Source organism: Rhodococcus ruber NBRC 15591, from assembly GCF_001894945.1.
Taxonomy (GTDB): Bacteria; Actinomycetota; Actinomycetes; order Mycobacteriales; family Mycobacteriaceae; genus Rhodococcus; species Rhodococcus ruber.
This window is the reverse complement of record NZ_BCXE01000030.1, coordinates 1-23,304: the sequence shown is the minus strand read 5'-3', so window position 1 is coordinate 23,304 and position 23,304 is coordinate 1. Positions and strand designations below refer to the sequence as shown.

At 71.0% G+C, this 23,304-nt stretch carries 22 protein-coding genes; 11 read left to right on the top strand and 11 right to left on the bottom strand.

Annotated elements, in window-relative coordinates; all coding sequences use genetic code 11:
- The 8 genes from galK to clpB all read right to left on the bottom strand — a co-directional run.
- Positions 1 to 1,119: galactokinase (galK, locus tag RR3_RS18470; RefSeq protein ID WP_072786524.1), on the bottom strand; the 1,119-nt coding region annotated here is incomplete at its 3' end.
- A complete protein-coding gene (gene galT, locus RR3_RS18465) occupies positions 1,116 to 2,222 on the bottom strand; it encodes a galactose-1-phosphate uridylyltransferase (RefSeq protein WP_017680743.1) in 1,107 nt (368 codons plus the stop codon). The genes galT and galK, both read right to left, overlap by 4 nt.
- An 8-nt stretch (positions 2,223 to 2,230) precedes the next feature.
- The gene (gene pyrE / locus RR3_RS18460) at positions 2,231 to 2,770 is read right to left on the bottom strand and encodes an orotate phosphoribosyltransferase (RefSeq protein WP_048772104.1); all 540 of its coding nucleotides are present in this window, start codon (positions 2,768 to 2,770) and stop codon (positions 2,231 to 2,233) included.
- A 77-nt stretch (positions 2,771 to 2,847) separates the two neighbouring features.
- Complete coding sequence (locus RR3_RS18455) at positions 2,848 to 3,456, bottom strand: LemA family protein (protein ID WP_048772103.1); 609 nt, start codon at positions 3,454 to 3,456, stop codon at positions 2,848 to 2,850.
- Positions 3,457 to 3,564: 108 nt separating this feature from the next.
- Positions 3,565 to 4,353, bottom strand: a complete 789-nt coding sequence (locus tag RR3_RS18450; RefSeq protein WP_064066616.1) for an SDR family NAD(P)-dependent oxidoreductase — start codon at positions 4,351 to 4,353, stop codon at positions 3,565 to 3,567.
- A 46-nt stretch (positions 4,354 to 4,399) separates the two neighbouring features.
- Positions 4,400 to 5,059: a TtfA family protein gene (locus RR3_RS18445; protein ID WP_017680746.1), complete on the bottom strand. Its 660-nt coding sequence runs from the start codon at positions 5,057 to 5,059 to the stop codon at positions 4,400 to 4,402.
- A gap of 30 nt (positions 5,060 to 5,089) precedes the next feature.
- Complete coding sequence (locus RR3_RS18440; protein WP_072786521.1) at positions 5,090 to 6,040, bottom strand: DUF5666 domain-containing protein; 951 nt, start codon at positions 6,038 to 6,040, stop codon at positions 5,090 to 5,092.
- A 75-nt stretch (positions 6,041 to 6,115) separates the two neighbouring features.
- The gene (gene clpB / locus RR3_RS18435) at positions 6,116 to 8,671 is read right to left on the bottom strand and encodes an ATP-dependent chaperone ClpB (protein WP_010593235.1); all 2,556 of its coding nucleotides are present in this window, start codon (positions 8,669 to 8,671) and stop codon (positions 6,116 to 6,118) included.
- Positions 8,672 to 8,912: 241 nt separating this feature from the next.
- On the opposite strand from clpB, the gene RR3_RS18430 reads away from it, so the two are divergent.
- Together RR3_RS18430 and RR3_RS18425 are read left to right on the top strand one after the other, a co-directional pair.
- Positions 8,913 to 10,073, top strand: coding sequence for an FAD-binding oxidoreductase (locus RR3_RS18430; protein WP_010593236.1), 1,161 nt, complete (start codon positions 8,913 to 8,915; stop codon positions 10,071 to 10,073).
- A 153-nt stretch (positions 10,074 to 10,226) separates the two neighbouring features.
- Complete coding sequence (locus RR3_RS18425; RefSeq protein WP_017680748.1) at positions 10,227 to 11,273, top strand: type IV toxin-antitoxin system AbiEi family antitoxin domain-containing protein; 1,047 nt, start codon at positions 10,227 to 10,229, stop codon at positions 11,271 to 11,273.
- 32 nt (positions 11,274 to 11,305) lie between these two features.
- Here RR3_RS18425 and RR3_RS18420 read toward each other — a convergent pair whose 3' ends face one another.
- Entirely contained in the window at positions 11,306 to 12,859 is a 1,554-nt protein-coding gene (locus RR3_RS18420; RefSeq protein ID WP_040270628.1) for an AMP-binding protein, read from the bottom strand.
- Between the two features lie 174 nt (positions 12,860 to 13,033).
- On the opposite strand from RR3_RS18420, the gene RR3_RS18415 reads away from it, so the two are divergent.
- Complete coding sequence (locus RR3_RS18415; protein ID WP_059174340.1) at positions 13,034 to 13,816, top strand: FAD-binding oxidoreductase; 783 nt, start codon at positions 13,034 to 13,036, stop codon at positions 13,814 to 13,816.
- A gap of 2 nt (positions 13,817 to 13,818) precedes the next feature.
- Here RR3_RS18415 and RR3_RS18410 read toward each other — a convergent pair whose 3' ends face one another.
- Positions 13,819 to 15,513 carry a 3-ketosteroid-delta-1-dehydrogenase gene (locus tag RR3_RS18410; RefSeq protein WP_010593240.1) on the bottom strand — a complete coding sequence of 565 codons (1,695 nt, stop codon included), beginning with the start codon at positions 15,511 to 15,513 and terminating at the stop codon, positions 13,819 to 13,821.
- Positions 15,514 to 15,757: 244 nt separating this feature from the next.
- Between RR3_RS18410 and RR3_RS18405 the strand changes: the two genes are divergently transcribed.
- The 4 genes from RR3_RS18405 to RR3_RS18390 all read left to right on the top strand — a co-directional run bounded on the left by RR3_RS18405 (position 15,758) and on the right by RR3_RS18390 (position 19,977).
- Complete coding sequence (locus RR3_RS18405) at positions 15,758 to 16,924, top strand: 3-ketosteroid-9-alpha-monooxygenase, oxygenase component (protein WP_017680752.1); 1,167 nt, start codon at positions 15,758 to 15,760, stop codon at positions 16,922 to 16,924.
- A 29-nt stretch (positions 16,925 to 16,953) separates the two neighbouring features.
- A complete protein-coding gene (locus RR3_RS18400; protein WP_064066538.1) occupies positions 16,954 to 18,135 on the top strand; it encodes an acyl-CoA dehydrogenase family protein in 1,182 nt (393 codons plus the stop codon).
- A 27-nt stretch (positions 18,136 to 18,162) separates the two neighbouring features.
- On the top strand, positions 18,163 to 19,071 hold the full coding sequence (gene bphC, locus RR3_RS18395; RefSeq protein ID WP_010593244.1) for a biphenyl-2,3-diol 1,2-dioxygenase: 909 nt from the start codon (positions 18,163 to 18,165) through the stop codon (positions 19,069 to 19,071).
- A 180-nt stretch (positions 19,072 to 19,251) separates the two neighbouring features.
- Positions 19,252 to 19,977: an IclR family transcriptional regulator gene (locus RR3_RS18390; protein WP_010593245.1), complete on the top strand. Its 726-nt coding sequence runs from the start codon at positions 19,252 to 19,254 to the stop codon at positions 19,975 to 19,977.
- 37 nt (positions 19,978 to 20,014) lie between these two features.
- On the opposite strand, the gene RR3_RS18385 is transcribed toward RR3_RS18390, so the two are convergent.
- The gene (locus RR3_RS18385) at positions 20,015 to 20,659 is read right to left on the bottom strand and encodes a PadR family transcriptional regulator (protein WP_010593246.1); all 645 of its coding nucleotides are present in this window, start codon (positions 20,657 to 20,659) and stop codon (positions 20,015 to 20,017) included.
- A gap of 240 nt (positions 20,660 to 20,899) precedes the next feature.
- On the opposite strand from RR3_RS18385, the gene RR3_RS18380 reads away from it, so the two are divergent.
- The 4 genes from RR3_RS18380 to RR3_RS18365 all read left to right on the top strand — a co-directional run bounded on the left by RR3_RS18380 (position 20,900) and on the right by RR3_RS18365 (position 23,295).
- Positions 20,900 to 21,283: a nuclear transport factor 2 family protein gene (locus tag RR3_RS18380; protein ID WP_017680755.1), complete on the top strand. Its 384-nt coding sequence runs from the start codon at positions 20,900 to 20,902 to the stop codon at positions 21,281 to 21,283.
- 11 nt (positions 21,284 to 21,294) lie between these two features.
- Complete coding sequence (locus tag RR3_RS18375) at positions 21,295 to 21,543, top strand: hypothetical protein (protein ID WP_010593248.1); 249 nt, start codon at positions 21,295 to 21,297, stop codon at positions 21,541 to 21,543.
- A gap of 118 nt (positions 21,544 to 21,661) precedes the next feature.
- On the top strand, positions 21,662 to 22,201 hold the full coding sequence (locus RR3_RS18370) for a flavin reductase family protein (RefSeq protein WP_010593249.1): 540 nt from the start codon (positions 21,662 to 21,664) through the stop codon (positions 22,199 to 22,201).
- 104 nt (positions 22,202 to 22,305) lie between these two features.
- The gene (locus tag RR3_RS18365; RefSeq protein WP_010593250.1) at positions 22,306 to 23,295 is read left to right on the top strand and encodes an LLM class flavin-dependent oxidoreductase; all 990 of its coding nucleotides are present in this window, start codon (positions 22,306 to 22,308) and stop codon (positions 23,293 to 23,295) included.
- Positions 23,296 to 23,304: the final 9 nt, after the last annotated feature.

Genomic DNA, 23,304 nt, shown 5'->3' with positions numbered 1-23,304 from the left:
CCCCGCCGACGCCGTCGCCCGCAGGAACTTCGGGCGCGGCAGGTCCCGCTCGCGGGCGGCCACCGTGACGGCCTCCGCCACCGCGTCGACGTCCGTCGCCCGGCACAATGCGATCGCCGAGCCGCCGAATCCGCCACCCACCATCCGCGCACCCAGCGCACCGGCGGCGCGCGCGGCGTCGACGGCGGTGTCGAGTTCGACGGAGCTGACCTCGAAGTCGTCGCGCAGCGACCGGTGGGCGGCGTCGAGCAGCGGTCCGAGCCGTCGCGGGGCGTCGTCGCGCAGGGCCGCGACGGCGGCGCGGACCCGGGCGATCTCCGTGACGACGTGCCCGGCCCGGCGCCGCAGCACCGGGTCGGTCAGCGCGCCGAGCGCGGCGACGGTGCCGACGTCGCGCAGGCTCCCGAGCCGGCGCGTGGCCTCCTCGACGTCGCGCCGCCGCTGCCCGTACTGCCCGTCGACGAGGCGGTGCGGGGCGTCGGTGTCGACGACGAGCAGTGCCAGGCCGTGCGATTCGAGGTCGATCGGGATGTGCTCGACCTCGCCCGTCGCACAGTCCAGCAGGAGGGCGTGCCCAGCCCGGCCGCGCAGCGCGATCTGCTGATCCATCCCGCCGGTGGGGGCGCCGACGTAGTCGTTCTCGGCCCGCGTGCAGGCGGCGGCGAGGACGGCCCGGCCCGGATCGTCGACCGGCAGCCCGGACAGCTCGGCCAGGGCGAGAGCCACGGCCGCCTCGAGCGCCGCCGAACTCGACAGGCCCGCGCCGACCGGCACGTCGGAGGCGATCGCGATGTCGGCGCCCGCGAATCCCGGCGGGTCGAGCGCGCCGATCACCCCGACGACGTAGGCGGCCCAGCCGCCGGTGTGTCCTTTGGGCTGCCCCAGCCGCCCAAAGGACACACCGGCGAAGCCCTCGCTCACCAGCCGGACCGCGCCGTCGTCGCGTCGCCGGACCGCGGCGGCCGTGACCTGCGGCAGCGCCAGCGGCAGGCACAGCCCGCCCGCGTAGTCGACGTGCTCACCGATCAGGTTGACCCGGCCCGGCGCGCACCACACCCCCTCCGGGGCCCCCCCGAACGCCTCGGCGAACCCGGCTGCGGCGGCCGCGGCCACGCTCATCCGGCGAGTTCCCGCAGCCGCACCGCGATGCGTTCGGGGGAGGTGTCGCTGATCCATACGCCCATCGCGGACTCCGATCCGGCCAGGTACTTGAGCTTGTCGGCAGCGCGTCGCAGCGAGAAGATCTGGCAGAACAGACGACCGTACGGTCGCTCGTCGCCGACCGGCGCCTGGTGCCAGGCCGCGATGTACGGGACGCGTTCCACGCCGTCGAAGAACAGGTCGACGCGACGGAGCAACTCCCGGTAGAGCACCGCCAGTTCGTCGCGCTCGGCGTCGTCGAGGGCGACGAGGTCCGGCACGTCGCGATGCGGGGCGAGGTGCACCTCGACGGGCCAGCGCGCCGCGGCCGGAACATAGGCGGTCCACCGTCGTCCGGCCCACACGACGCGGGTGCCCGCCCGGCGTTCCGCGTCGAGCACGTCGCGTTGCAGCAGCCGGCCCGTCGCCGCGTGGTGCGCGCGGGCGCGCTGCAGCAGCACCTGCGAGCGTGGCGGCAGGAACGGGTAGGCGTAGATCTGACCGTGCGGATGTTGCAGTGTCACACCGATTTCCGCGCCGCGGTTCTCGAAGCAGAACACCTGCCGCACGTCGGGGGCGGCCGAGTGCTCGGCGGTGCGGTCGGCCAGTGCGTCGAACACCGTGCGGACCCGTTCGACGCTCAGGTCGGCGAAGCGGGCGTCGTGGTCGGCGGTGAACGCGACCACCTCACAGCGTCCCGTCGCGGGCCGTCGCGGCCACAGCGGGTCGCCGTCCACCGGACCGGCGTCGGCGCCACCGGATCCGAGGGCCGGGAAACGGTTCTCGAACACCACCACGTCGTAGTCGTCGGCGGGGATCTCGGTGGCGGCCCGGCCCGGCCGGGTGGGGCACAGCGGGCAGTCGGCGGGGTCCGGCAGGAAGGTGCGGTCCATGCGGTGCGACGCGGAGACCACCCACTCCCCCGTCAGCGGGTCGAAGCGCAGTTCGGAGACCGCCCCGGCCGGCGGCAGCCGCCGGGTGTCGTGCCGTTCCCGCACTGCTCCGCCTCCGGCGTACGGCTCGGTGTCGTCGAAGTAGAACAGCTCCCGGCCGTCCGCGAGGCGGGCCGCGGTCCGTCGCACCCGGACTCCTAGGCGTCCTGCAGTCCCAGGTCCTGCAGGCCCAGCAGGTAGCGGTACTCCACGCCCTCCGCGGCGATCACCTCGCCGGCGCCGGTGGCCCGGTCGACGACGGTGGCGACGCCCACGACGGTCGCGCCGGCGTCGCGCAGGGCCTTGACGGCGGTGAGCGGAGAGTTGCCCGTCGTGGTCGTGTCCTCGACCACCAGGACCCGCTTGCCGAGCACGTCGGGGCCCTCGATCTGCCGCTGCATGCCGTGCGCCTTGGCGGCCTTGCGGACGACGAACGCGTCGATCGGACGGCCCGGTGCGTGCATGACCGCGAGCGCGACCGGGTCGGCACCCATGGTGAGTCCGCCGACGGCGTCGAAGTCCCAGTCGGCGACCAGTTCCCGGATGAGCTTGCCGATCAGGGGCCCGGCCCGGTGGTGCAGGGTGGCGCGGCGAAGATCCACGTAGTAGTCGGCCTCCTTGCCGGACGACAAGGTCACCTTGCCGTGCACCACCGCCAGTTCTCGAACCAGCGCAGCCAACTCCTCGCGATCGGTCATCGCAACCCCTTACCGTTACTCGTTCCACGCCGCGCCCGTGGGCGCCGGCGACGACGAGCCTAGCCGGGGGCCGGCGGTCAGGCGGCGACGGTGTCCGATCCGCCGGTCGGCGCGTCTGCGGAGGGGGCGGCCGGCTCCGGCGCGACCGGCACCGGCGGGACGACGGCGGCGGGGGCGAGCGGGGCGACGACCTCGAACAGCGGGACGGGTCCGACCGCGGCGATGCGCGCGAACACCGAGGTCGGGAAGGTGGTGGCGGCCGTGTTGATGGTGCGGCCGAGATCGTTGTGGACGCGGGCGGCCCCGGCGATGCGCTGCTCGCGTGTCCGCAACTCGCGGGCGACACGGATGAACGGCCAGTGGTTGACGCCGTCGAGGACGCCGATCAGCTCGTGCAGGGCCGCCGACAGGGTGTTCTCGGCCGCGGCCCGCTCCCCCAGCGGCAGCCGCTGGTCGCGCATGGCGATCGCCAGGGATCGCGCCCCGACGACGGGGCTGAGCCGGCTGCGATCCACACCCGCACCGGCGGACGCCGCGATGAGTGCGGGTACCTGGTCGTAGCGGTCGTCGAGTTCGTTGGTCAGCAAGCGCAGGCTGTCGCGGTGGCGCATCTTCAGCACCCGGAGGCGGCGGACGGCGGCACGCGTCCACAGCAACACGATCACCACGACCGCAACGACAATCACAAGGGCCACAGACGTCACAGGGCGGAATCTACCGCGCAGCCGAGGCGACACCCGGAGCGCGACGCGCCGTGTCGTCGCCCCGTGTCCGGACCGTTATCCGGTGCGGGCCTACGTCCGTCCCCGGCCCCGGCCGACCAGGTTGGTCGCCCGGCGCACCAGATTCTTCGGGACGAGCCGGCCCACCGTCGTGAGCACCTTGTACTGCAGTCCGGGGATGCTGATCACCTTGCCCGCCTCGAGGTCGGCGAGGGAGGTGCGCACCACGGTGTCCACGTCGAGCCACATCAGTTCCGGAATCGAGCTCATCTCGATCCCGGCCCGCTCGTGGAACTCGGTGTGCACGAAGCCGGGGCACAGTGCCTGCACCTTCACCCCGGTGCCGGCGAGGCCGCCGGACAGTCCCTCGGTGAACGAGACGACGTAGGCCTTGCTCGCCGAGTACGTCGACCCCCGCCCGGAGAGCAGACCGGCGACGCTGGCGACGTTGACGATGCTGCCCTTGCCGGCGGCGATCATCGGCGGCAGCGCGGCCCGGGTCAGCTGCATGACGGCGGTGACGTTGACGTCGAGCTGAGCCTGCAGCACGGCCGGGTCGGCCGTCCAGAACTCGCCGGACGTGCCGAAGCCGGCATTGTTGACGAGCATCTCCACGCCCTCGGCGAGGCGGCGGGCGACGGCCGCGCGGCCGTCCTCGGTGGCCAGGTCGGCGGCGAGGATCGCGGAGGTGGTGCCGAAACGGGAAGCCAGTTCGTCGGCAAGGGACCGCAGGCTCTCCTCACGGCGAGCGACGAGCACGAGGTCGTACCCCTTGCCGGCGAGCGCGCGCGCGAAGCCTGCGCCGATGCCCGAGGTGGGTCCGGTGACCAGGGCGACGGGCCGGGTGGCAGCGGAAGTCATGGGGTAAAGCTAGCGCAGCGCGCCGGCCGCGTCGGGTGACGCGGGCTCAGCGCCGCGCGGAGGGCCGGCCGGGATCGTGCGCGACCCGGTCGAGTTCCTGCGGCTCCACGATCGGCGGCAGCACGTGCAGGATTCCGGAGAGGCGGGCGACGGTCTCGATGGCCGCGTCCCATTCGCGGCCGGTGCTGCCCACCGGGATCGAGCCGAGGGTCCATTCGCCCTCGCTCCACAGCATCTGCACGTGCGGGGGGATCGACTCCGTGTACGCGACCATGCGCTGGTCACAGATGCGGCGGGCGATCTCGAGGTCGGTGGCGAACACGATGCGCGGCCCGATGGCGCCGAGCAGGTTCATGTCCGGGTCCTTCGGCGGCGGCGTCGACTTCAGGCGCAGGTCGATGTCGACGTCGGAGCCGACCTTGCGGCGCACCGCGACGATCGTCGCGGTCTCCTCGATGTCGAAGAGGATGAATTCCTCGCCGCGGCGGATGCCGTGGACGACGTCCACCGCGCCGAGATACTCCTGCTTGGCGAGGGCCGCCCGGTGCCAGTGCCCGGGCAGGGAGTCGTCGGCGGCGCTGTACTTGTAGCCCTGGGCGCGCGCCCAGATCTCACGCACGCGACCGGACTGCTCACGCCGCGTGCGGTCGACGTAGAGCAACGCCAACGCACCCGCGAGTGCGATCGCCGCCAGTCCGAACCACATCACCGTCATCGAGCGCCAGCCTATCGCGTTCTAGTTGCCCGGACCGCCGAAGGACGGCAGGGACGCGCTGACCACCGTGTCGGCGATCATCTCCCCGTTCCGCAGCGGCGAGCCCTGCGCGACGACCGAGTCGCCGACCCGCAGCGACGACGGATCGGAGCCCGCGAGCGACATGATCTGCGTCTCGGGGGTGAGCCGCACCGTGACGATCGAGCCGCCCATGCCGCTGAGCGTGAGGGACGTGCCGTCGTTGGCGGTGATCGTGCCGACGACGGTGCCGGCGGAGCCGATGACGTCGCCGAGCCCGCCGGGCAGCTGCTCGAACGGCAGGCCGGGCACGGCAGGATCGGTGGTGGGCGCGGGCGTCGTGGGCGCGGGCCGGGGCACCGTGGTCGTGGTGGTCGGGGCCGCGGCGCTGCGCTGCTGCGGATCGTCGCCGCTGCCGCCGCTGAGCAGGTAGCCGCCGAGGCCGGCCAGCACGATCAATGCCGCCGCGGCGAGCAGGATCAGACCCCAGCGGCGACGTCGGGGCGGCTGCGCGTCGAGCGGCGGGTACTCACCGGTGTGCGGCGGGGTCGGTGGCGCCGACCCGTACTCCTGGCCGTAGGGGTACTGCTGCGCCCCTGTGTACTGCTGAGTGGGGGCGTACTGCTGCGTGGGGGCGTACTGCTGGGTCGGGGCGTACTGCTGGGTCGGGGCGTACTGCTGGGTCGGGGCGTACTGGGGTTGCGGACCGTAGGGGCCGGGCTGCTCGAACGCCTGGGTCGGGTTCGGGGGCGCCGCCGTCGGATCGAACCGCGGGTCGTACGACGGGTAGACCAACGTGGGGTCGACGGGCCGGCCGTACGCCTCGGTCGGGTCGGCGGTGTGCAGTACCCGGGTGTCGTCGGCGTCCGGGCCGGCGCCCGTGTCGTCGTCGCGCCCCTCGTCGAGCGAGTAGGCGCGCTCCTGGGGGGTGCGCGGATCGTGCGGGTCAGTCATGGTCCCTCCAGGGTAGGCGCCACGCGCCGGTGCGTCCTTTGGGCTGCTGGAGCCGCCCAAAGGACGCACCGGGCGCTACGCGCCCAACACGAGGTGGTCGCCGTCGTCGCTGACGCCCACCGAGACGGTGTCACCGTCCTTGATGTCCCCGGCCAGCAGCTTCTTGGCGAGCTGGTCGCCGATCGACTGCTGGATGAGCCGGCGCAGCGGACGCGCACCGTACTGCGGGTCGTAGCCCCGCACAGCGAGCCAGAACCGGGCCGAGCTCGACACGTCGAGCGTGAGCCGGCGGGCCGCCAGGCGCCCGGCCAGCTGCTCGAGCTGGATGTCGACGATCTGCTCGAGCTGGTCCTCCGTGAGCGAGTGGAAGACCACCACGTCGTCGAGCCGGTTGATGAACTCCGGCTTGAACGCCGCGCGCACCGCCGCCATGATGTGCTCCCGGTCGCCACCCGCACCCAGGTTCGAGGTGAGGATGAGGATGGTGTTGCGGAAGTCGACGGTACGGCCCTGCCCGTCGGTGAGCCGGCCGTCGTCGAGCACCTGCAGCAGCGTGTCGAACACGTCCGGGTGTGCCTTCTCGACCTCGTCGAACAGCACCACCGAGTAGGGGCGGCGACGCACCGCCTCGGTGAGCTGACCACCCGACTCGTAGCCGACGTAGCCCGGAGGGGCACCGACGAGCCGTGCGACGGAGTGCTTCTCGCTGTACTCGGACATGTCGATCCGCACCATCGCGCGCTCGTCGTCGAACAGGAAGTCCGCGAGCGCCTTCGCCAGCTCGGTCTTGCCGACGCCGGTGGGGCCGAGGAACAGGAACGAGCCGGTGGGCCGGTTCGGGTCGGCGACGCCCGCCCGGGAGCGGCGCACCGCGTCCGACACGGCCTGGACGGCCTCGTCCTGGCCGACGACGCGCTTACCGAGCTCGGACTCCATGCGCAGCAGCTTGGCGGTCTCGCCCTCCATCATGCGGCCGGCGGGGATGCCGGTCCACGCGGCGACGACGTCGGCGACGTCGTCCGGGCCGACCTCCTCCTTGAGCATGACGTCGCCGTCGGCGGCGGCTCCGGACGCGGCGGCGGCCTTCTCCAGTTCCTTCTCCAGCTGCGGGATGCGGCCGTAGCGCAGCTCCGCGGCCTTGCCGAGATCACCGTCGCGCTCGGCGCGTTCCTCCTCGCCGCGCAGCGCCTCGAGCTGCTCCTTGATGCCCCGCACCGAATCGATGGCGGTCTTCTCGTTCTGCCAGCGGGTGGTGAGCTGGTTCAGCTTCTCGCGTTCGTCGGCGAGTTCGGCGCGCAGCTTCTCGAGCCGCTCCTTGGAGGCCTCGTCGGTCTCCTTCTGCAGCGCCATCTCCTCGATCTCGAGGCGACGGACGATGCGCTCGACCGAGTCGATCTCCTCGGGACGCGAGTCGATCTCCATGCGCAGCCGGGACGCGGCCTCGTCGACGAGGTCGATGGCCTTGTCCGGCAGGAACCGGGACGTGATGTACCGGTCGGAGAGGGTGGCGGCGGCGACGAGCGCGGAGTCCGTGATGCGCACGCCGTGGTGCACCTCGTACCGCTCCTTGAGGCCGCGCAGGATGCCGACGGTGTCCTCGACGCTCGGCTCGCCGACGAGCACCTGCTGGAAACGGCGTTCGAGGGCGGCGTCCTTCTCGATGTACTTGCGGTACTCGTCGAGGGTGGTCGCGCCGACGAGGCGCAGCTCGCCGCGGGCGAGCATCGGCTTGATCATGTTGCCGGCGTCCATCGCCGATTCGCCGGTCGCGCCGGCACCGACGATGGTGTGCAGCTCGTCGATGAAGGTGATGACCTGGCCGGCCGATTCCTTGATCTCGTCGAGCACCGCCTTGAGGCGTTCCTCGAACTCGCCGCGGTACTTCGCGCCGGCCACCATCGAGCCCAGGTCGAGCGCGATGACGGTCTTGCCGCGCAGCGACTCGGGGACGTCGCCGGCGACGATGCGCTGCGCGAGACCCTCGACGATCGCGGTCTTGCCGACGCCGGGCTCGCCGATGAGCACGGGGTTGTTCTTGGTGCGCCGGCTCAGCACCTGCACGACGCGGCGGATCTCGTTGTCGCGGCCGATGACCGGGTCGAGCTTGCCCTCGCGGGCGCGGGCGGTGAGGTCGGTCGAGTACTTCTCGAGCGCCTGGTAGGTGCCCTCGGGGTCCGGGCTGGTCACGCGGGCGCTGCCGCGGACGGTGGTGAACGCGTCGCGCAGCGCGGCCGGGGTGGCGCCGTGCCCGACGAGGAGCTTGGCGACGTCGGAATCGCCGCCGGCCAGGCCGACGAGCACGTGCTCGGTCGAGACGTACTCGTCGTCGAGTTCGGTGGCGAGGTGCTGGGCGGCGGTCAGGGCGGCGACCGCTTCGCGGCCGAGTTGCGGCGTCTGGGTGGCGCCGGTGGCACGCGGCAGCCGCTCGACGAGCGTCTGCGCCTCCCGGTGCACGACGGTCGGATCCACGCCGACCGCCTTGAGGAGCGGCGCGGCGATGCCGTCGGTCTGGTCGAGCAGCGCGACGAGCAGGTGGGCCGGACGGATCTCCGGGTTGCCCGCAGCGGACGCGGACTGCATGGCGGCCGTCATCGCCGCCTGGGTCTTGGTGGTGGGATTGAACGAGTCCACTGCGAACCCCTTCCCTTCATTGAGCGAGCCGGTATCAATTCTGCACCCGCAAGCCTCCCGTCGCGGGCATTCGCAAGCTTCAACGGCCCCAAACTTGAGTTTGTTCCGCTCAACTTTATCCGGTTATGTGATGTGCGACACATTCCGGGCGGGCCGGGCCGCCCGCCGTCGATTGTGGCCGAAACACCGCCACGGGACTACAGTGGCGGCCGACCAGCAGAGACGGCGAGCAGGAGGGTGCGTGGAGGCCTTCGCCGTCGCCCGCGTCCAGCTCAGCTTCGCGTCGATCGTCGCGACCCCCGGCGGCGCCGAGCGCTTCGCCACCGCCTTCTACACCGCCCTGTGGAGCGACACCGTCGGGATCCGTGAGCTGTTCCCCGCGGGTATGGAGACGATGCGCCAGCGGTTCGCGACCGCGGTCGGCTGGGCCGTCAACCGCCTCGGCGACCCCGACGCCGTCACCGCATTCCTCACCCAGCTCGGGCGCGACCACCGCAAGTACGGGGTCCGGCCCGAGCACTTCCGGTCCGCGGGCCGGGCGCTGCACACCGCCGTGCGCGAGTGCACCCCGCCGATCCTGTGGACCGACGCCCTCGACCGCACCTGGGCCCGGGTGATCGACCTGCTCGTCGGGACCATGGCGGACGCGGTCGCCGACGACGAGCTGCCCGCCGCGTGGGGCGCCACCGTCGTCGGCCACGAGCGAGTCCTGCCCGACCTGGCGATCATCCGGCTCGAGACGGACTCGCCGATCCCGTACCACGCCGGGCAGTACATGAGCGTGCAGATCCCGCAGCGCCCGCACATGTGGCGGTACCTGTCGGCGGCGATTCCTCCGAATCCCTACGGGCAGATCGAGTTCCACGTCCGTCGCGTGTCCGGTGGCTGGGTCAGTCCCGCGCTCGTCGGCGAGACCGCCGTCGGCGACCGCTGGGTCATCGGACCCCCGCTCGGGGGACTGCACGTCGACCGGGACAGCGGCGAGGACGTGCTGATGATCGCCTCCGGCACGGGCCTCGCGCCGCTGCGGGCGCAACTGATGGAAATGGGCATGCGGGGCGACAATCCGCGCGTGCACCTGTTCTTCGGCGGCAAGTATCCGTGCGACCTGTACGACCTGCAGACCCTGTGGCAGCTGGCCACCACCAATCCGTGGCTCACCGTCGTCCCGGTCGTCGAGGAGACCGAGAACCCGTGGTGGCACCCGGTTCCCGTCGAGGATCCACCACCGGGCCTGCACCGGCCCCTGCACGGCAAGCTCGGCAAGGTGGTGTCGCAGTTCGGCTCCTGGGCCGATCGGCAGATCCAGATCGCGGGCTCCCCGTCGATGATCCGCACCACCCTGTACGCGCTGTCCGCCGGCGGCACTCCCCGGCAGAACATCAGCTTCGACCCGCTGTAGGCGGCTGACGCCGCCGGTGCGCCCTTTGGGCTGCCCTGACCGCCCAAAGGGCACACCGCCGAGTTATCCCCAGCCGCCCGGTTTCTCCACAGATTGCGGCGATCGGCCGGGCTACCGGTTCCCGAGGAGCGTTCCCCGCCGAATCATGTCTGCATGCGGTTTCTCCCGGACGTCCCCGAACTCGATCGCATCGTCACGTTCCAGCACGGGATCGTCACCCGCGCCCAGCTCGAACACCACGGACGTACGTGGCCGTGGATCCGGCACCGTCTCGAGCGCGGGCGGTGGCAGCAGGTACTCCGAGGGGTGTACTCGGTGACGACCGGTCCGCTGTCCCGGCCCGCGGTGCTGGCCGCGGCCGTTGCGTTCTCCGGTGAGGCCGCCGTCCTCAGTCACTGCACGGCCGCCGAGGAATGGGGGATGCTGTCCCACGATCCACTCGAACCGGTCCATGTCACCGTGCCGGTGGGATCGTCGACGAGAGGACAGACCGCGACCTTCGCCACGGCGAAGCCGCGCGGCATTCGGCTGCCGCATCTCGGAGACATGCTTCATCCGGGCGTGATCGTCCACCGCAGCAGGGCCCACGCACACATCGGGGTGCCGACGATGCCCCCGCGCACCGGCCGCGCCGACACGGCGCTCGACCTGGCAACAGCCGCCCCCACCCCGCACGACGGCTACCTCCGGTTGATCCGGGTCGTCACCGACAGTCGCATTCCCCTGTCGGAGATCCGACGCCGGATGCAGGAGCGAACCCCGTACCGCTACCGGAAGGCGCTCGACGATGCGGTCCGGCTGCTCGCCGACGGCGTCCAGTCGATGCTCGAACTCCGCTACGCGACCGAGGTGGAGCAACGGCACGGTCTTCCCCCGGCGCATCGGCAGACCCCGACGGTCGTGGACGGGCGAACGCTGTACGAGGACTGCACCTACGACGTTCACGGCGCCGCGCTGACCGTCCGGCTCGACGGACGCAGGTTCCACTCGATGGCGGAGGTCGCCTTCCGGGACCGTCGCCGCGACAATGCCGCCGAGCTCGCCGGGCGCTCCCGCCTGGTGTACGGGTACGACGAGGTCAGCCGGGACCCGTGCGGTGTGGCCGCAGAGGTCGAAGCCGTCCTCACCCGTCTCGGGTGGCGACGCACCACCGACAACGGGTGCAGCTGCGCTGCCGGTGTGTCCTTTGGGTTGCCCTGACCGCCCAAAGGGCACACCGGCGGCGAAGCCGCCTACCGGTAGGAGGCGCGCAGGGTCTTCTTGTCCAGCTTGCCCAGCGGGGTGAGCGGCAGCGTGTCGAGGAAGTCCACCGACTTGGGAGCGTGGACCGAACCCTTTGCGGCACGGACTTTCTCGATCAGTTCCTCGGGGGAGACGGACTGGCCCTCCCGCAGCACGACGCACGCCTTGACGGCCTCGCCCCACTTGGCGTCGGGCACGCCGACGACCGCGACAGACGCGACGGCCGGGTGCGACGAGAGGACGTCCTCGATCTCGCGGGGAAAGACGTTGAAGCCGCCCGTGACGATCATGTCCTTCTTGCGGTCGACGATCGTCAGGAAGCCGTTCTTGTCGGCCCGCGCGACGTCACCGGTGTGCAACCAGCCGCCGCGCAGTGCCTCGGCCGTCTCGTCGGGCTTGTTCAGGTATCCCTTCATCACGAGCGGTCCGCGCACGCAGATCTCCCCCAGTTCGCCGCGGGGCACCTCGTTCAGGTCGTCGTCGAGCAGCCGCACGTCGAGCCACGGCACGGGCCGGCCGCACGTGGCCAGGCGCTCGGGGTCGTCGGCGAGGTGATCCTCTTTGCGCAGCACGGAGATCGTCATGCCGCATTCGCTCTGCCCGTAGAACTGGAAGAACACCGGGCCGAGCCGCTCGATGCCCTCGCGCAGCCGCGCCGGCGACATCGCCGACGCACCGTAGAACAGCGTCTCGAGGCTCGACAGGTCGCGGGTGTCGAAGTCGGGGTGGTCGAGCAGCAGGTAGATCATGGTCGGCACGAGCATCGTGGCGTTGATGCGGTGCTTCTCGATCGTCTCGAGCACCAGACCGGGTTCGAAATACGGCAGCACGTAGAGGGATCCGCCGCGCAGCAGCGTGGGGACGAAGAACGCGGCCCCGGCGTGCGAAAGGGGCGTGCAGATCAGGAAGCGCGGCTCGTGGGGCCATTCCCACTCGGCCATCTGGATCTGGGTGAGGGTCGCGCCCGAGCGGAACGACCCCATGACGCCCTTGGGTTTTCCGGTGGTGCCACCGGTGTAGACGACGGACGAGGTGTCCTCCGCCGCCACAGGCGCGGCGACGAGCCGCTGCGGCGTGAACTGCGCCGCGAGCGCGAGGATGTCGGTGCCGACCTGCGAGGGGCCGAGGGAGAAGACGTTCTTCAGCGTCGGCACCTGCGCCTGCAGTTCGGCGGCGCGTTCCTCGAAGTGGTTCGGATCGAAGATCAGCGTCTCGATCGCGGCGTCGCCGACGATGTACAGGTGGTCCGGCAGCGAGCCCATGGGGTTGAGCGCGCTGTTGCGGCACCCGGCGACCATCGTCGCACCCATCGAGATGAGCACCTCGGGACGGTTCTTCGACAGCATCGCCACCGACGAGCCCTGCCCGACCCCCACCGACGCGAGCGCCTGGCCGAACCGGCTGATCTCGTCACGCATCTCCCCGCCGGTGAGCACCACGTCGCCGAGGTACAGGGCCGGCTTGTCCGCGCTGCGTTCGAGGGCGGTGATGAGCAGGTCCGCGGTGAACACGGGGCGATGCAGGTCGGCGTACTCGTCGGTCATGGTCGTCCTTCCGGTCGATGGGGCTGCGTGGTGACGGCGCGACGTGGCAGGGATCACCCGCCGCCACCATAACCACATCGACGGCAAAATTGGAACATGTTTCATTCCGGGGATCGGCGCCGGACTCCCCTAGAGTGGGGCCACCCTTCACGCTCGAGCCCCGGGAGTCACACCATGCAGCCGGCCGGACAGTCCCTGCACGCCCCCGACACCACGGCGACCGTCGTCGAACACCACCGCCTGCGCCACGACGTCGCCGTGGTGCGTCTCGAAGCCGACACGATGGTGCCGTTCGCCCCCGGGCAGTACGTCGACGTGACGGTGCCGCAGCACCCGCGGTTGCCGCGCCGCCTCTCCCCCGCGCTGCCGCCGTCGCTCGACGGCAAGCTCGAATTCCACGTCCGCACCGTGCCGGGCGGCTGGGTCAGCGGCACGATCGTCGCCGGCACCCGCCCCGGCGACGTGTGGACGATCGGCGCGCCGCAGGGCGGCACCCTGCACGTCGACGACTCCGGCCGCATCGTGATCATGGTGGCCGGCGGCACCGGCCTGGCGCCGCTGCGCGCGCTGATCCTCGACGTCGCGCGCCGGCCGGACCCGCCGCAGACCTTCCTGTTCGTCGGCGGCCGCTCCCCGCGCGACCTGTACGCCGCCGACATGCTGATCCTGCTCGCCGAGGCGCTGCCGTGGCTGACGGTCGTGCCGGTCGTCGAGTCGGTCGAGGACCCCGAGTTCGGCGACGAGTGGTACGAACGCATCGTCGCCCACGTCGGCGACGCCGGGTTCCACCCCGACGACCTGCTCGAGGGCAGCCTCGACGAGGTGGTCACCTCCTACGGGGCGTTCGGCGACCACCAGGTGCTCGTGTGCGGGTCGGCGGCGATGGTCCGCGCGACCCTGCACGAGCTCACCGGGACCGGGACGCCGGCCGGGAACATCCGGTTCGACCCGTACTGACCTCAGCGGGACTTCGCGGCGTCCTGTGCGGCGATGTAGCCGTACACCAGGCCCTGACCGATCGTCGCGCCCGCACCCGGGTACGTGTTGCCGAAGGCGTTGGCGGCGGTGTTGCCGATCGCGTACAGGCCGTCGACGACGCTGCCGTCCTCACGCAGCACCCGTGCCCGCTCGTCGGCCTTCACGCCGCCGCACGTGCCGAGGTCGCTCAGCGTCATCTTCACCGCGTAGAAGGGTCCGTCCGTCAGCGGGCGCAGGTTGGGATTGGGCTCGACGGTGGGGTCACCGTAGTACCGGTCGTAGGCGCTCGCACCGCGGCGGAAGTCGGCGTCCGTGCCGGCGGCCGCGGCATCGTTGAACCGGCGGAAGGTCTCGGTGAACGCCCCCTCCGGCAGGCCGGCCGCGCGGGCCAGCGCCGCCGGATCGTCCGCCCGGTGCGCGATGCCCGCCCGGATCCACGCCTCCGGGACGGGCTGCCGCGGGAACAGCCCGCCGCCGAAGATGTAGCTGTTGCGGTAGCGCTGATCGAACACGATCCACATCGATTCGACCGGGTCGCCGGCGCGTTCCCGGTCGAGCACGAGCTGGCCGAACGACATGTAGTCGGTCGCCTCGTTGACGAACCGGCGGCCGGTGTGGTCGACGATGAAGGACCCGGGCAGTGCCCGCTCGGCGAGCATCACCATCGGCGGGCGCCCCTTCATGGCGGCGACGGCGGGGAACCACCACGCCTGGTCCATCAGGTCGGTCGCGGCACCCACGTCGAGCGCGGCGCGGATGCCGTCGCCCGTGTTGCCCTCGGCGCCGAGGCTCTCGTGCTCGCCGAGCCGCTCGGACTGGTACTTGTGCCGCAGCGCCATGTCGTGGTCGAAGCCGCCCGCCGCGAGGACGACACCGCGCCGCGCGGTCACGGTCACCTCCTGCCCGTCGCACGCGACGACGGCACCGGTGACCCGATCCCCCTCGGTGAGCAGCCGCACGAGCGTGGTCTCGGTCCACACCGGGATCCCGGCCCGGACCACGCCGGCGAACAGGCCGGCCGCGAGCGCCTGGCCCCCGGCGACGTACTCCCGCTTGAGGGCGAGTCCGGCGACACCCTGTGCGAGGCGACGGAAGATGCGCGGGAACGCCTTCGACGGCTTCCGCGCCATGAGGTTCATCCACTTGTAGTCGGCGCCGGTCACCGGCATCGGCAGGCCGGCCTTCATCAGTCCCGGCCGCAACCGCTCGCGTTCGGGTCCGAGGACGGACACGTCGAAGGGCCGGCACTCGCACGTGCGGCCGACGGCGGACCCGCCGGGCAGCTCCGGATGGTAGTCGGAATAGCCCTTGGCCCAGAACAACCGCATGGGGGTGGTGCGCTGCAGCATCTCGACGGTGGCGGAGCCGTGATCGAGGAAGGCCGCACCCCGCTCCGCCGGTGCGGACTCACCGACCACGGACCGGATGTAGGTGCCGGCCCGGTCGAGCGTGTCACCGGAGCCGGCCTTGCGCAGCACGGGATTCGCCGGCACCCAGAAGGCCCCGCCGGAGCGCGCCGTGGAGCCGCCGACGTACTCCGTCTTCTCCACGATCAGGGTGGACAACCCCAGCTCGTGCGCGGTGAGCGCGGCGGCCATGCCGGTGCCCGACCCGATCACGAGCAGGTCCACGGTGGTGTCGTGGGTGGGGCTCACCGGTACGGGATTGGTCGCCATCGATCTGCTCCTTCACGTCGTTGCCGCTGGGACGAAAGGTCGTCGACGCCGGACGGCGGTGCGGACCTCGGAGCGAGGCTAGGTCACGTCGGCACCGCCCACCGGGAGGTGTCCCGCCCACCGGGACGCCCCCGGACGAACGGTCCGCCCAGCGGGAGAACCCCTTCTGTGCCGCTCACGCCGCCGCCCAGCATGACCTCGATGCCTGTTTCGGGCGCAGCACTCACCCGCTTCGGAGGACACGATGACGCAGAGCGCACCCCCCACCACACCCCACGATGAAGTCCGCACCATCGAAGCCGACGCGGCACCGACCCGCTTCGCACGCGGCTGGCACTGCCTCGGACTGGCCCGCACCTACCGGGACGGCAAGCCCCACCAGGTCGACGCGTTCGGCACCAGCCTCGTCGTCTTCGCCGACAGCACAGGCGAACTGCAGGTCCTCGACGCCTACTGCCGGCACATGGGCGGCAATCTCGCGCAGGGCGAGATCAAGGGCGACTCGGTGGCGTGCCCGTTCCACGACTGGCGCTGGGGCGGCAACGGCAGGTGCACCGGCATTCCGTATGCGCGCCGCGTCCCCCCGCTCGCGCGGACGCGGTCGTGGACCACCCTGGAACGCAACCAGCAACTGTTCGTCTGGCACGACCCCGAAGGCAATCCGCCGCCGGCGGACGTCACCATCCCCGCGATCGAGGGCGCCGGCACCGACGAGTGGTCCGACTGGACGTGGAACTCGGTGCTCATCGAGGGCTCGCACTGCCGCGAGATCGTCGACAACGTCGTGGACATGGCGCACTTCTTCTACGTCCACTACAGCGTCCCGCGGTCGTTCGAGAACATCTTCGACGGTCACGTCGCCACACAGATCATGTCGTTCAACCAGCGCACCGACGTCGAGTTGGACATCGACTTCGGTGCGGACAACTTCTCGCGCTCCGAGGCGTCGTACCACGGCCCCTCCTACATGATCGACAAGCTGTGGACGGAGACCGGCGAGGCCACCATCGAGACGGTCCTCGTCAACTGCCACTACCCCGTCACGCCCACCTCGTTCGTGCTGCAGTACGGCGTGATCGTCAAGCGCCTGCCGGGCATGTCCGCCGAGGAGGCGAATGCGATGGCCGCCCACTTCGGCGGGGGCACCGAGAAGACGTTCGAGCAGGACATCGAGATCTGGAAGAACAAGGCCAAGATCGACAACCCGCTGCTGTGCGACGAGGACGGCCCGGTCTACCAGCTGCGCCGCTGGTACCAGCAGTTCTATGTCGACGTCGCCGACATCACCCCGGACATGACCAACCGCTACGAGTTCGCGATCGACACCACGAAACCGGCCGCGCGGTGGGAGCAGCAGATCGCCGAGAATCTCGCGGCCCGTGCGGAATCCGCCCCCGAGCCGGTCGCCTGAGCGTCCGCCGTCAGAGTCGAGGAGACACCATGAGTTACGAAGTCCTCAAGCACATCGACGCGATGGCGGACGATCTGTTCGCCGAAGGTGTGGAAGCCGAGCGGCTCGGCCGCCTCGCGGACGAGACCGCCGAGAAGATGAAGGAGGCCGGCTCGATCCGCATGTTCCAGCCCCGGGAGTTCGGCGGCTTCGAGTCGCACCCGAGGGAATTCGCGGAGACCGTCATGCGCACGGCCGCGCTGAACCCCTCCGCGGGCTGGGTGCACGGCATCGTGGGAGTGCACCCGTGGCAGCTCGCCTACGCGGATCCTCGCGTGCAGCAGGAGATCTGGGGAGAGGATCCGGACACCTGGATGGCGTCGCCCTACATGCCGGGTGGCATCGTCACCCCCGTCGACGGCGGCTTCCGGTTCTCGGGTAGCTGGCAGTTCTCCTCCGGCACGGACCATTGCGACTGGGCCTTCCTCGGCGCGTTCGTCGGGAACCCGGACGGTTCGGTGGCCCAGCCCCCGAAGATGGCGCACGTCGTCATCCCGCGGACCGACTACCGGATCGTCGAGGACTCGTGGGATGTGGTGGGCCTGCGGGGTACCGGGTCGAAGGACGTGGTGGTCGAGGACGCGTTCGTCCCCGAGTACCGCGTCATGTACTACGACGACCTGATCGACGGCAGCGCGGTGGCCCGCTACGGCCGCACCGAGACTCTCTACAAGCTGCCCTGGTCGACAGCCTTCCCGCTGGGCATCACCGCCGCCACGATCGGGATCTGCGAGGGACTGGTGCTGCACGCGGACGTCTACCAGGCCGACCGGATCAACGCGCAGGGCACCGCCGTCAAGGACGACCCCTACACGATGTACGTGTTCGGTGAGGCGGTCGCCGATCTGCGGGCCGCGCGCGACTCGCTGCTGTCGAACGTCGACCGGATCTGGGATCTCGTCGACTCGGGGCGGACCCCGACGTTCGAGCAGCGCGCCGCGAGCCGGCAGACCCAGGTCCAGGCGGCGTGGCGGGCGGTGAATGCGATCGACCGCATCTACCCGCGCTGCGGCGGGAACGCGCTGCGGATGGACAAGCCCCTGCAGCGGTTCTGGCGCGACGCCCACGCCGGCCTGCACCACGCGATCCACCAGCCGGGCACGGTGCTGCACGCCGCGACCCTCAGCCGCCTCGGCGCCGAACCGCAGGGCCCCCTGCGGGCGATGATCTGACCGATTCGACTCGAACTGGGAGACACAGTGTCCGACATCAAGGGTTTGGGCTACATCAGGATTCAGACGAACGACATGGACCGGTGGCGGACCTTCGCGTTCGACGTCCTCGGGTTCGCCGAGGGGTCGGGACCGGAACCCGACGCCCTGTACCTGCGCATGGACGAGCGCCCGGGCCGTGTCGTGGTCGTGCCGGGAGACAGCGACCGGGTGGTCGACGTGGCATGGGAGGTGCGCGACCACGCGGCCCTGACGCGGGTGCGGCGCGTCGTGGAGGCCGCCGGCGTCGCCGTGAAAGCCCTCTCGGTCGACGAGGCGGACGCCCGGCGCGTCGAGGAGGTGATCGCCTTCCAGGACCCCTCCGGCACCTCCGTCGAGGTGTTCCACGGCCCCGCTCTCGACCACAGTCCGGTGGTCACGCCGCACGGTGCCCGGTTCGTCACGGGCGCACAGGGTCTCGGGCACGTCGTACTTCCGGTCACCGATCCGGACGCCACGTTCGGGTTCTACACCGAGGTGCTCGGGTTCCTGCCCCGCGGCGCCTTCCGCCTGCCGGCTCCTCCCGAGGCCGGTCCGATGCGCATCCGGTTCCTCGGGGTGAACCAGCGGCACCACAGCCTTGCACTCATGCCCGTCCCCGCAGGCAAGGACCCCGGCCTGATCCACATCATGGTGGAGGTCGACACCCTCGACGCCGTCGGCCGGGCTCTCGACCGGGTGACGCGGGAGGGGTATTCCGTCTCGTCGACGCTGGGACGGCACACCAACGACAAGATGGTGTCCTTCTACGTCCGTGCCCCCGGCGGCTGGGACATCGAGTACGGCACCGACGGGACGGCGGTCGACGAGCGGTACTACACCGCGGAGGAGATCACCGCCGACAGCTACTGGGGTCACGACTGGTCCGGAAGCGAACCGCTCGGGGTGATGTCCTGATCGCCGCGACGGCCGGGTGATCCGTCACCCCCGGGACGTCGACCGCGGTGCCCCGCACGGTGACCGTGCGGGGCACCGCCACGCCCGGATCGGTGACGCACTTCACAACGAGGCCGCGATGTGACACTATTTCGAATCGAAATAGCCAGCTCATCAGCCGCAAATGAGTGAGGAGCACCCGTGCCGACTCCCGCCGCCCCCGCCACCCCCAGTGCTGTCATCGACCGTGTGGGCCTCGTCCTCGACGCCTTCGACGAGACCGGGCGGCTGACGCTCGCCCAGATCGTCCGTCGCACCGGCCTCCCCCGCTCGTCGGCGCACCGCATCCTCGAGCGCCTGGTCGACCTGCGATGGTTGCGACGCGACGGCCGCGAGTACGCACTCGGGCTGCGGCTGATGGAACTCGGTTCCCTCGCCGTGCACCAGGACGGCCTGTGCGCCGCCGCGCGTCCCCACCTGCACGAGCTGCACCGAGCCACCGGACTCGTCGTCCACCTCGCAGTCCTCGACGGCACCGACGTCGTCTACCTCGACAAGCTCGGGGGACGTCTGGACAGCGCCGTCCCGACCCGCATCGGTGGGCGCCGGCCGGCACCGCATGCCGCCCTGGGCAAGGCGCTGCTCGCCTACGCCGGGGCCCAGGGCACCGAGTTCGAACGCATCCGGGAGACAGGGGTGGCCTACGAACGCGGACAGGCCGTGCCGGGGCTGGGGTGCATCGCCGTGCCCGTCGGTCCGGTCGGCGCGGCTCCCGCAGCGGTCTCCGTGTGCGGGCCGTTGCAGCACATGCCGTTCGATCACCGGCTCAGTGGGCGCGTCCGCTTGGCAGCGACCGCGACCTGGCGCGGATACGACCGGCAGCGCTTCCCCGCCACGTCCCGAAGCCCCCGGCTGCGCTCTGCGTGACCACCATCGGCGCCTGATCCCTATCGGCGCCCGACCCCTACCCGGCGGGTCCCGATCCGTCGTCGTCCTCGTCGTGGGCGCTCAGCATCTGTTCCACTGTGCGCCAGCCACCCCGCCGCCGCGGATGGGGAACACCGTTCTCGTCGATGTCGCTGCGCGCGAATCGCGCTGCCGCTTCGTCGATCTCGTCGAGCAGCTCCTCGAACAGACCGATCTCCGCACGAAAGTACCGCTCGGACCAGCGCAGGCTCAGCAACGGGAACGCCCAGCTCGGTTCCACGTCCGAATGGTCCGCGTAGTCCCGGACGCGCCCGAGGTTCTCCTCGAGGTTGGCGATGTGATCCCGCACGATCGACTTCAACTTCTCGGGTTCGTTGAGGTGACCCAGGTACATGCGCAACATCACCCCGTGCTTGAGCACCGGGGCCTCGACCGGGGCCTCCCGCGACCATGCCCGGACCGCCCCCACCCCGGTCGGCGTGATCGAGTAGACGCGCCGGCTGCGGGCCCCCGGCTCGGAGATCGATCGCGACCGCACGAAGCCCAGCTTCTCGAGCTTCTTCAGCTCCCCGTACACCTGGCTGACCGACGGACTCCAGTAGAAGAAGCTCAGGCTCCAATCCGCCCACTTCTTCACGTCGTTGCCCGTCATCTCCTCCCCCAGCGCCAGAACCCCCAGCACCGCCCAACTCGTCGCGGGTAGACCGGGATACGCGGCAGGAGCGGAATCGGACACCCCGCGAGCCTAACAACCCCACGACCCGCGACCACCTGCGCCGATCTCCCGCTCCGCGGGCTGCGCCGATGTCCCGCTCCGCGGGCTGCGCCGATGTCCCGCTCCGCGGGAGACGAGCCCCCACTGCGGCGGCCGCGCCGATAGCGTCCGGAAGAGCAGCCGCGAGAACCGACAGGAGCGTCCACGATGACCGACCTCGCCACCCGAACGGACCGCATCCGCGCCACCGTCACGGCCTACCTCTCCGCCGTCGCGAACGGCACCGCCGACGAGATCACCGCCCTCTACGCGCCCGACGCCACCGTCGAGGATCCCGCCGGCAGCGAACCGAAGGTGGGCCACGAGGCCATCCGGGCGTTCTACCGCGCGGTGGAGAACACGCGGAACGAAACGGAGCTGCTGACGCTCCGCATCACCGACGCCGGCGCCGCCTTCCACTTCCGGGTGGTCACGGAAACCGACGGGCAGCGCTACGAGATCGAACCCATCGATGTCATGACGTTCGACGAGAACGGCCTCATCACGAGCATGCGGGCCTTCTGGGCGCCGGCCGACATGCGACAGAACTGAGGAGGTCCGTCGTGCACCCCGTCACCTGCCGCACCTGCGGTAACCGCGTGCTCGCCGAGAAGTACAGTCCCGTCCACACGAGCATCCAGTGGCTCACCGACGCCGCCCGGTCGTGCGCGCGCTTCCGCGCCGACGCCGAGCACGGTCGTCCCGCCCTCCACAGCTGCGCCGATCTGCGCGAGACCGTCGACGAGCTCGCCGACCGCGGTGAACTGCCGATCACCGCTCGCAGCTGCCCCACGCCCGGCCGGCTCGACTGACCGCGTCGTCCGAACCCGACCGGTCACCGCCGTCGCGCTCCCGCCGACCGGGAGCGATTTGCATCGCACGCACCGGCATGACGGACACTGGACACAGACCTACCCGAGAGGAGCCTCGATGGCCGCGGAACACACGGTGCTCGATCCCCGGACCATGCGCGACGTGCTGGGCAACTTCTGCACCGGCGTCACCGTCGTGACCGGCCACGACGGCCGTGAACCGCTGGGATTCGCGTGCCAGTCGTTCGCGTCGGTGTCGCTGGATCCACCGCTCGTGTCGTTCTGCCCCGCCCGCACGTCGCAGACCTGGCCGAGGATCCGGGAGATCGGCACCCTCGCGATCAACGTCCTGGCCCACGACCAGCGCGATACGTGCATGGCGTTCGCCGTCAGCGGCGGCGACAAGTTCACCGGCGTGGACTGGACGCGCGGGGACAACGGCGCACCCGCGCTCACCGGCGCCCTGGCCCGCATCGAAGCGGTGGTCGAGGCCGAGCACGACGCCGGGGACCACACCATCGTCGTCGCCCGCGTCACCGGGCTCACCGCGCTGCACGACGACGGCCCGCTGCTGTTCTACCGCGGCGGCTTCGGGCGGTACACGACCGAGACGATCCTCGACGAGGAGACCGCCACCGACGTGAACCCGCTGCGGTGAACGGCGACGAGGCGCACGTCACGGAATAGCGGACCGTCCGGGATGGTTGGACCGATCGTGTGCCCGGATCCCGACACCGGGCCCCGGACACGCGAAGGATCCCGGTGACCACACCACTATCGATTCTCGACCTGGCTCACATCGGCCGTGACGAAACCGCGCGCGACAGCTTCGCCGCGAGCGTGGACATGGCTCAGCGCGCCGAGCAGTGGGGCTACCGCCGCATCTGGTACGCCGAACACCACAACATGCCGACCATCGCGTCGTCGGCCACCAGCGTGCTGATCGCGCACGTCGCCGCGCACACCTCCACGATCCGGCTCGGCGCCGGGGGCATCATGCTGCCCAACCATTCGCCGCTGACCATCGCCGAGCAGTTCGGCACCCTCGAGACCCTGCACCCGGGTCGCATCGACCTCGGCCTCGGCCGCGCCCCCGGCAGCGACCAGAACACGCTGCGGGCACTGCGCCGCGACCCGTCGTCGGCCGACAGCTTCCCGCAGGACGTGCTCGAGCTGCAGGCCTACCTGCGCGGGCAGTCCCGCATCCCGGGCGTCGACGCCGTCCCCGGCAAGGGCACGAACGTGCCGCTGTACATCCTCGGCTCGTCGCTGTTCGGGGCGAAACTCGCCGCGCTGCTCGGTCTTCCGTACGCGTTCGCGTCGCACTTCGCGCCGCAGGCGCTCGAGGACGCCGTCGCGCTGTACCGGCGCGAGTTCCAGCCGTCCGAACAACTGTCCGAGCCGTACGTCGTCGCGGGCGTCGGCGTGATCGCCGCGGACACCACGGACGAGGCGGACGCCCTGTTCGAGGCCACCAAGCGGCAGCGCATCCGGCAGATGCTCGGCCGGGGCCGCACGTTCACCGACGAGGAGGTCGAGATGCTGCTCGACGCCCCCGCCGGGCAGCAGGTGCTGCAGATGCTGCGCTACACCGCCGTCGGTACCCCGGGCGAGGTGCGCGACTATCTCGACCGCTTCACCGAGCGCGCACAAGCCGACGAACTGATCGTCGTGTCGTCGGCTCCGGGCCGCAAGGCGTGGCTGCGCTCGCTCGAACTGCTGGCGCAGGTCAGCGGGCTCGTCCCGGCCTGAAGGCCGAAT

What these genes read in the sequence shown, in the direction of transcription:
- RR3_RS18410 (WP_010593240.1), bottom strand. Translation starts at nt 15,513, where the DNA reads ATGGCGACCAATCCCGTACCGGTGAGCCCCACCCACGACACCACCGTG.
- RR3_RS18445 (WP_017680746.1), bottom strand. Translation starts at nt 5,059, where the DNA reads ATGTGGTTCGGACTGGCGGCGATCGCACTCGCGGGTGCGTTGGCGTTG.
- RR3_RS18420 (WP_040270628.1), bottom strand. Translation starts at nt 12,859, where the DNA reads ATGACCGACGAGTACGCCGACCTGCATCGCCCCGTGTTCACCGCGGAC.
- pyrE (WP_048772104.1), bottom strand. Translation starts at nt 2,770, where the DNA reads ATGACCGATCGCGAGGAGTTGGCTGCGCTGGTTCGAGAACTGGCGGTG.
- RR3_RS18380 (WP_017680755.1), top strand. Translation starts at nt 20,900, where the DNA reads ATGACCGACCTCGCCACCCGAACGGACCGCATCCGCGCCACCGTCACG.
- RR3_RS18400 (WP_064066538.1), top strand. Translation starts at nt 16,954, where the DNA reads ATGAGTTACGAAGTCCTCAAGCACATCGACGCGATGGCGGACGATCTG.
- RR3_RS18450 (WP_064066616.1), bottom strand. Translation starts at nt 4,353, where the DNA reads ATGACTTCCGCTGCCACCCGGCCCGTCGCCCTGGTCACCGGACCCACC.
- RR3_RS18370 (WP_010593249.1), top strand. Translation starts at nt 21,662, where the DNA reads ATGGCCGCGGAACACACGGTGCTCGATCCCCGGACCATGCGCGACGTG.
- RR3_RS18405 (WP_017680752.1), top strand. Translation starts at nt 15,758, where the DNA reads ATGACGCAGAGCGCACCCCCCACCACACCCCACGATGAAGTCCGCACC.
- RR3_RS18415 (WP_059174340.1), top strand. Translation starts at nt 13,034, where the DNA reads ATGCAGCCGGCCGGACAGTCCCTGCACGCCCCCGACACCACGGCGACC.
- RR3_RS18440 (WP_072786521.1), bottom strand. Translation starts at nt 6,040, where the DNA reads ATGACTGACCCGCACGATCCGCGCACCCCCCAGGAGCGCGCCTACTCG.
- RR3_RS18425 (WP_017680748.1), top strand. Translation starts at nt 10,227, where the DNA reads ATGCGGTTTCTCCCGGACGTCCCCGAACTCGATCGCATCGTCACGTTC.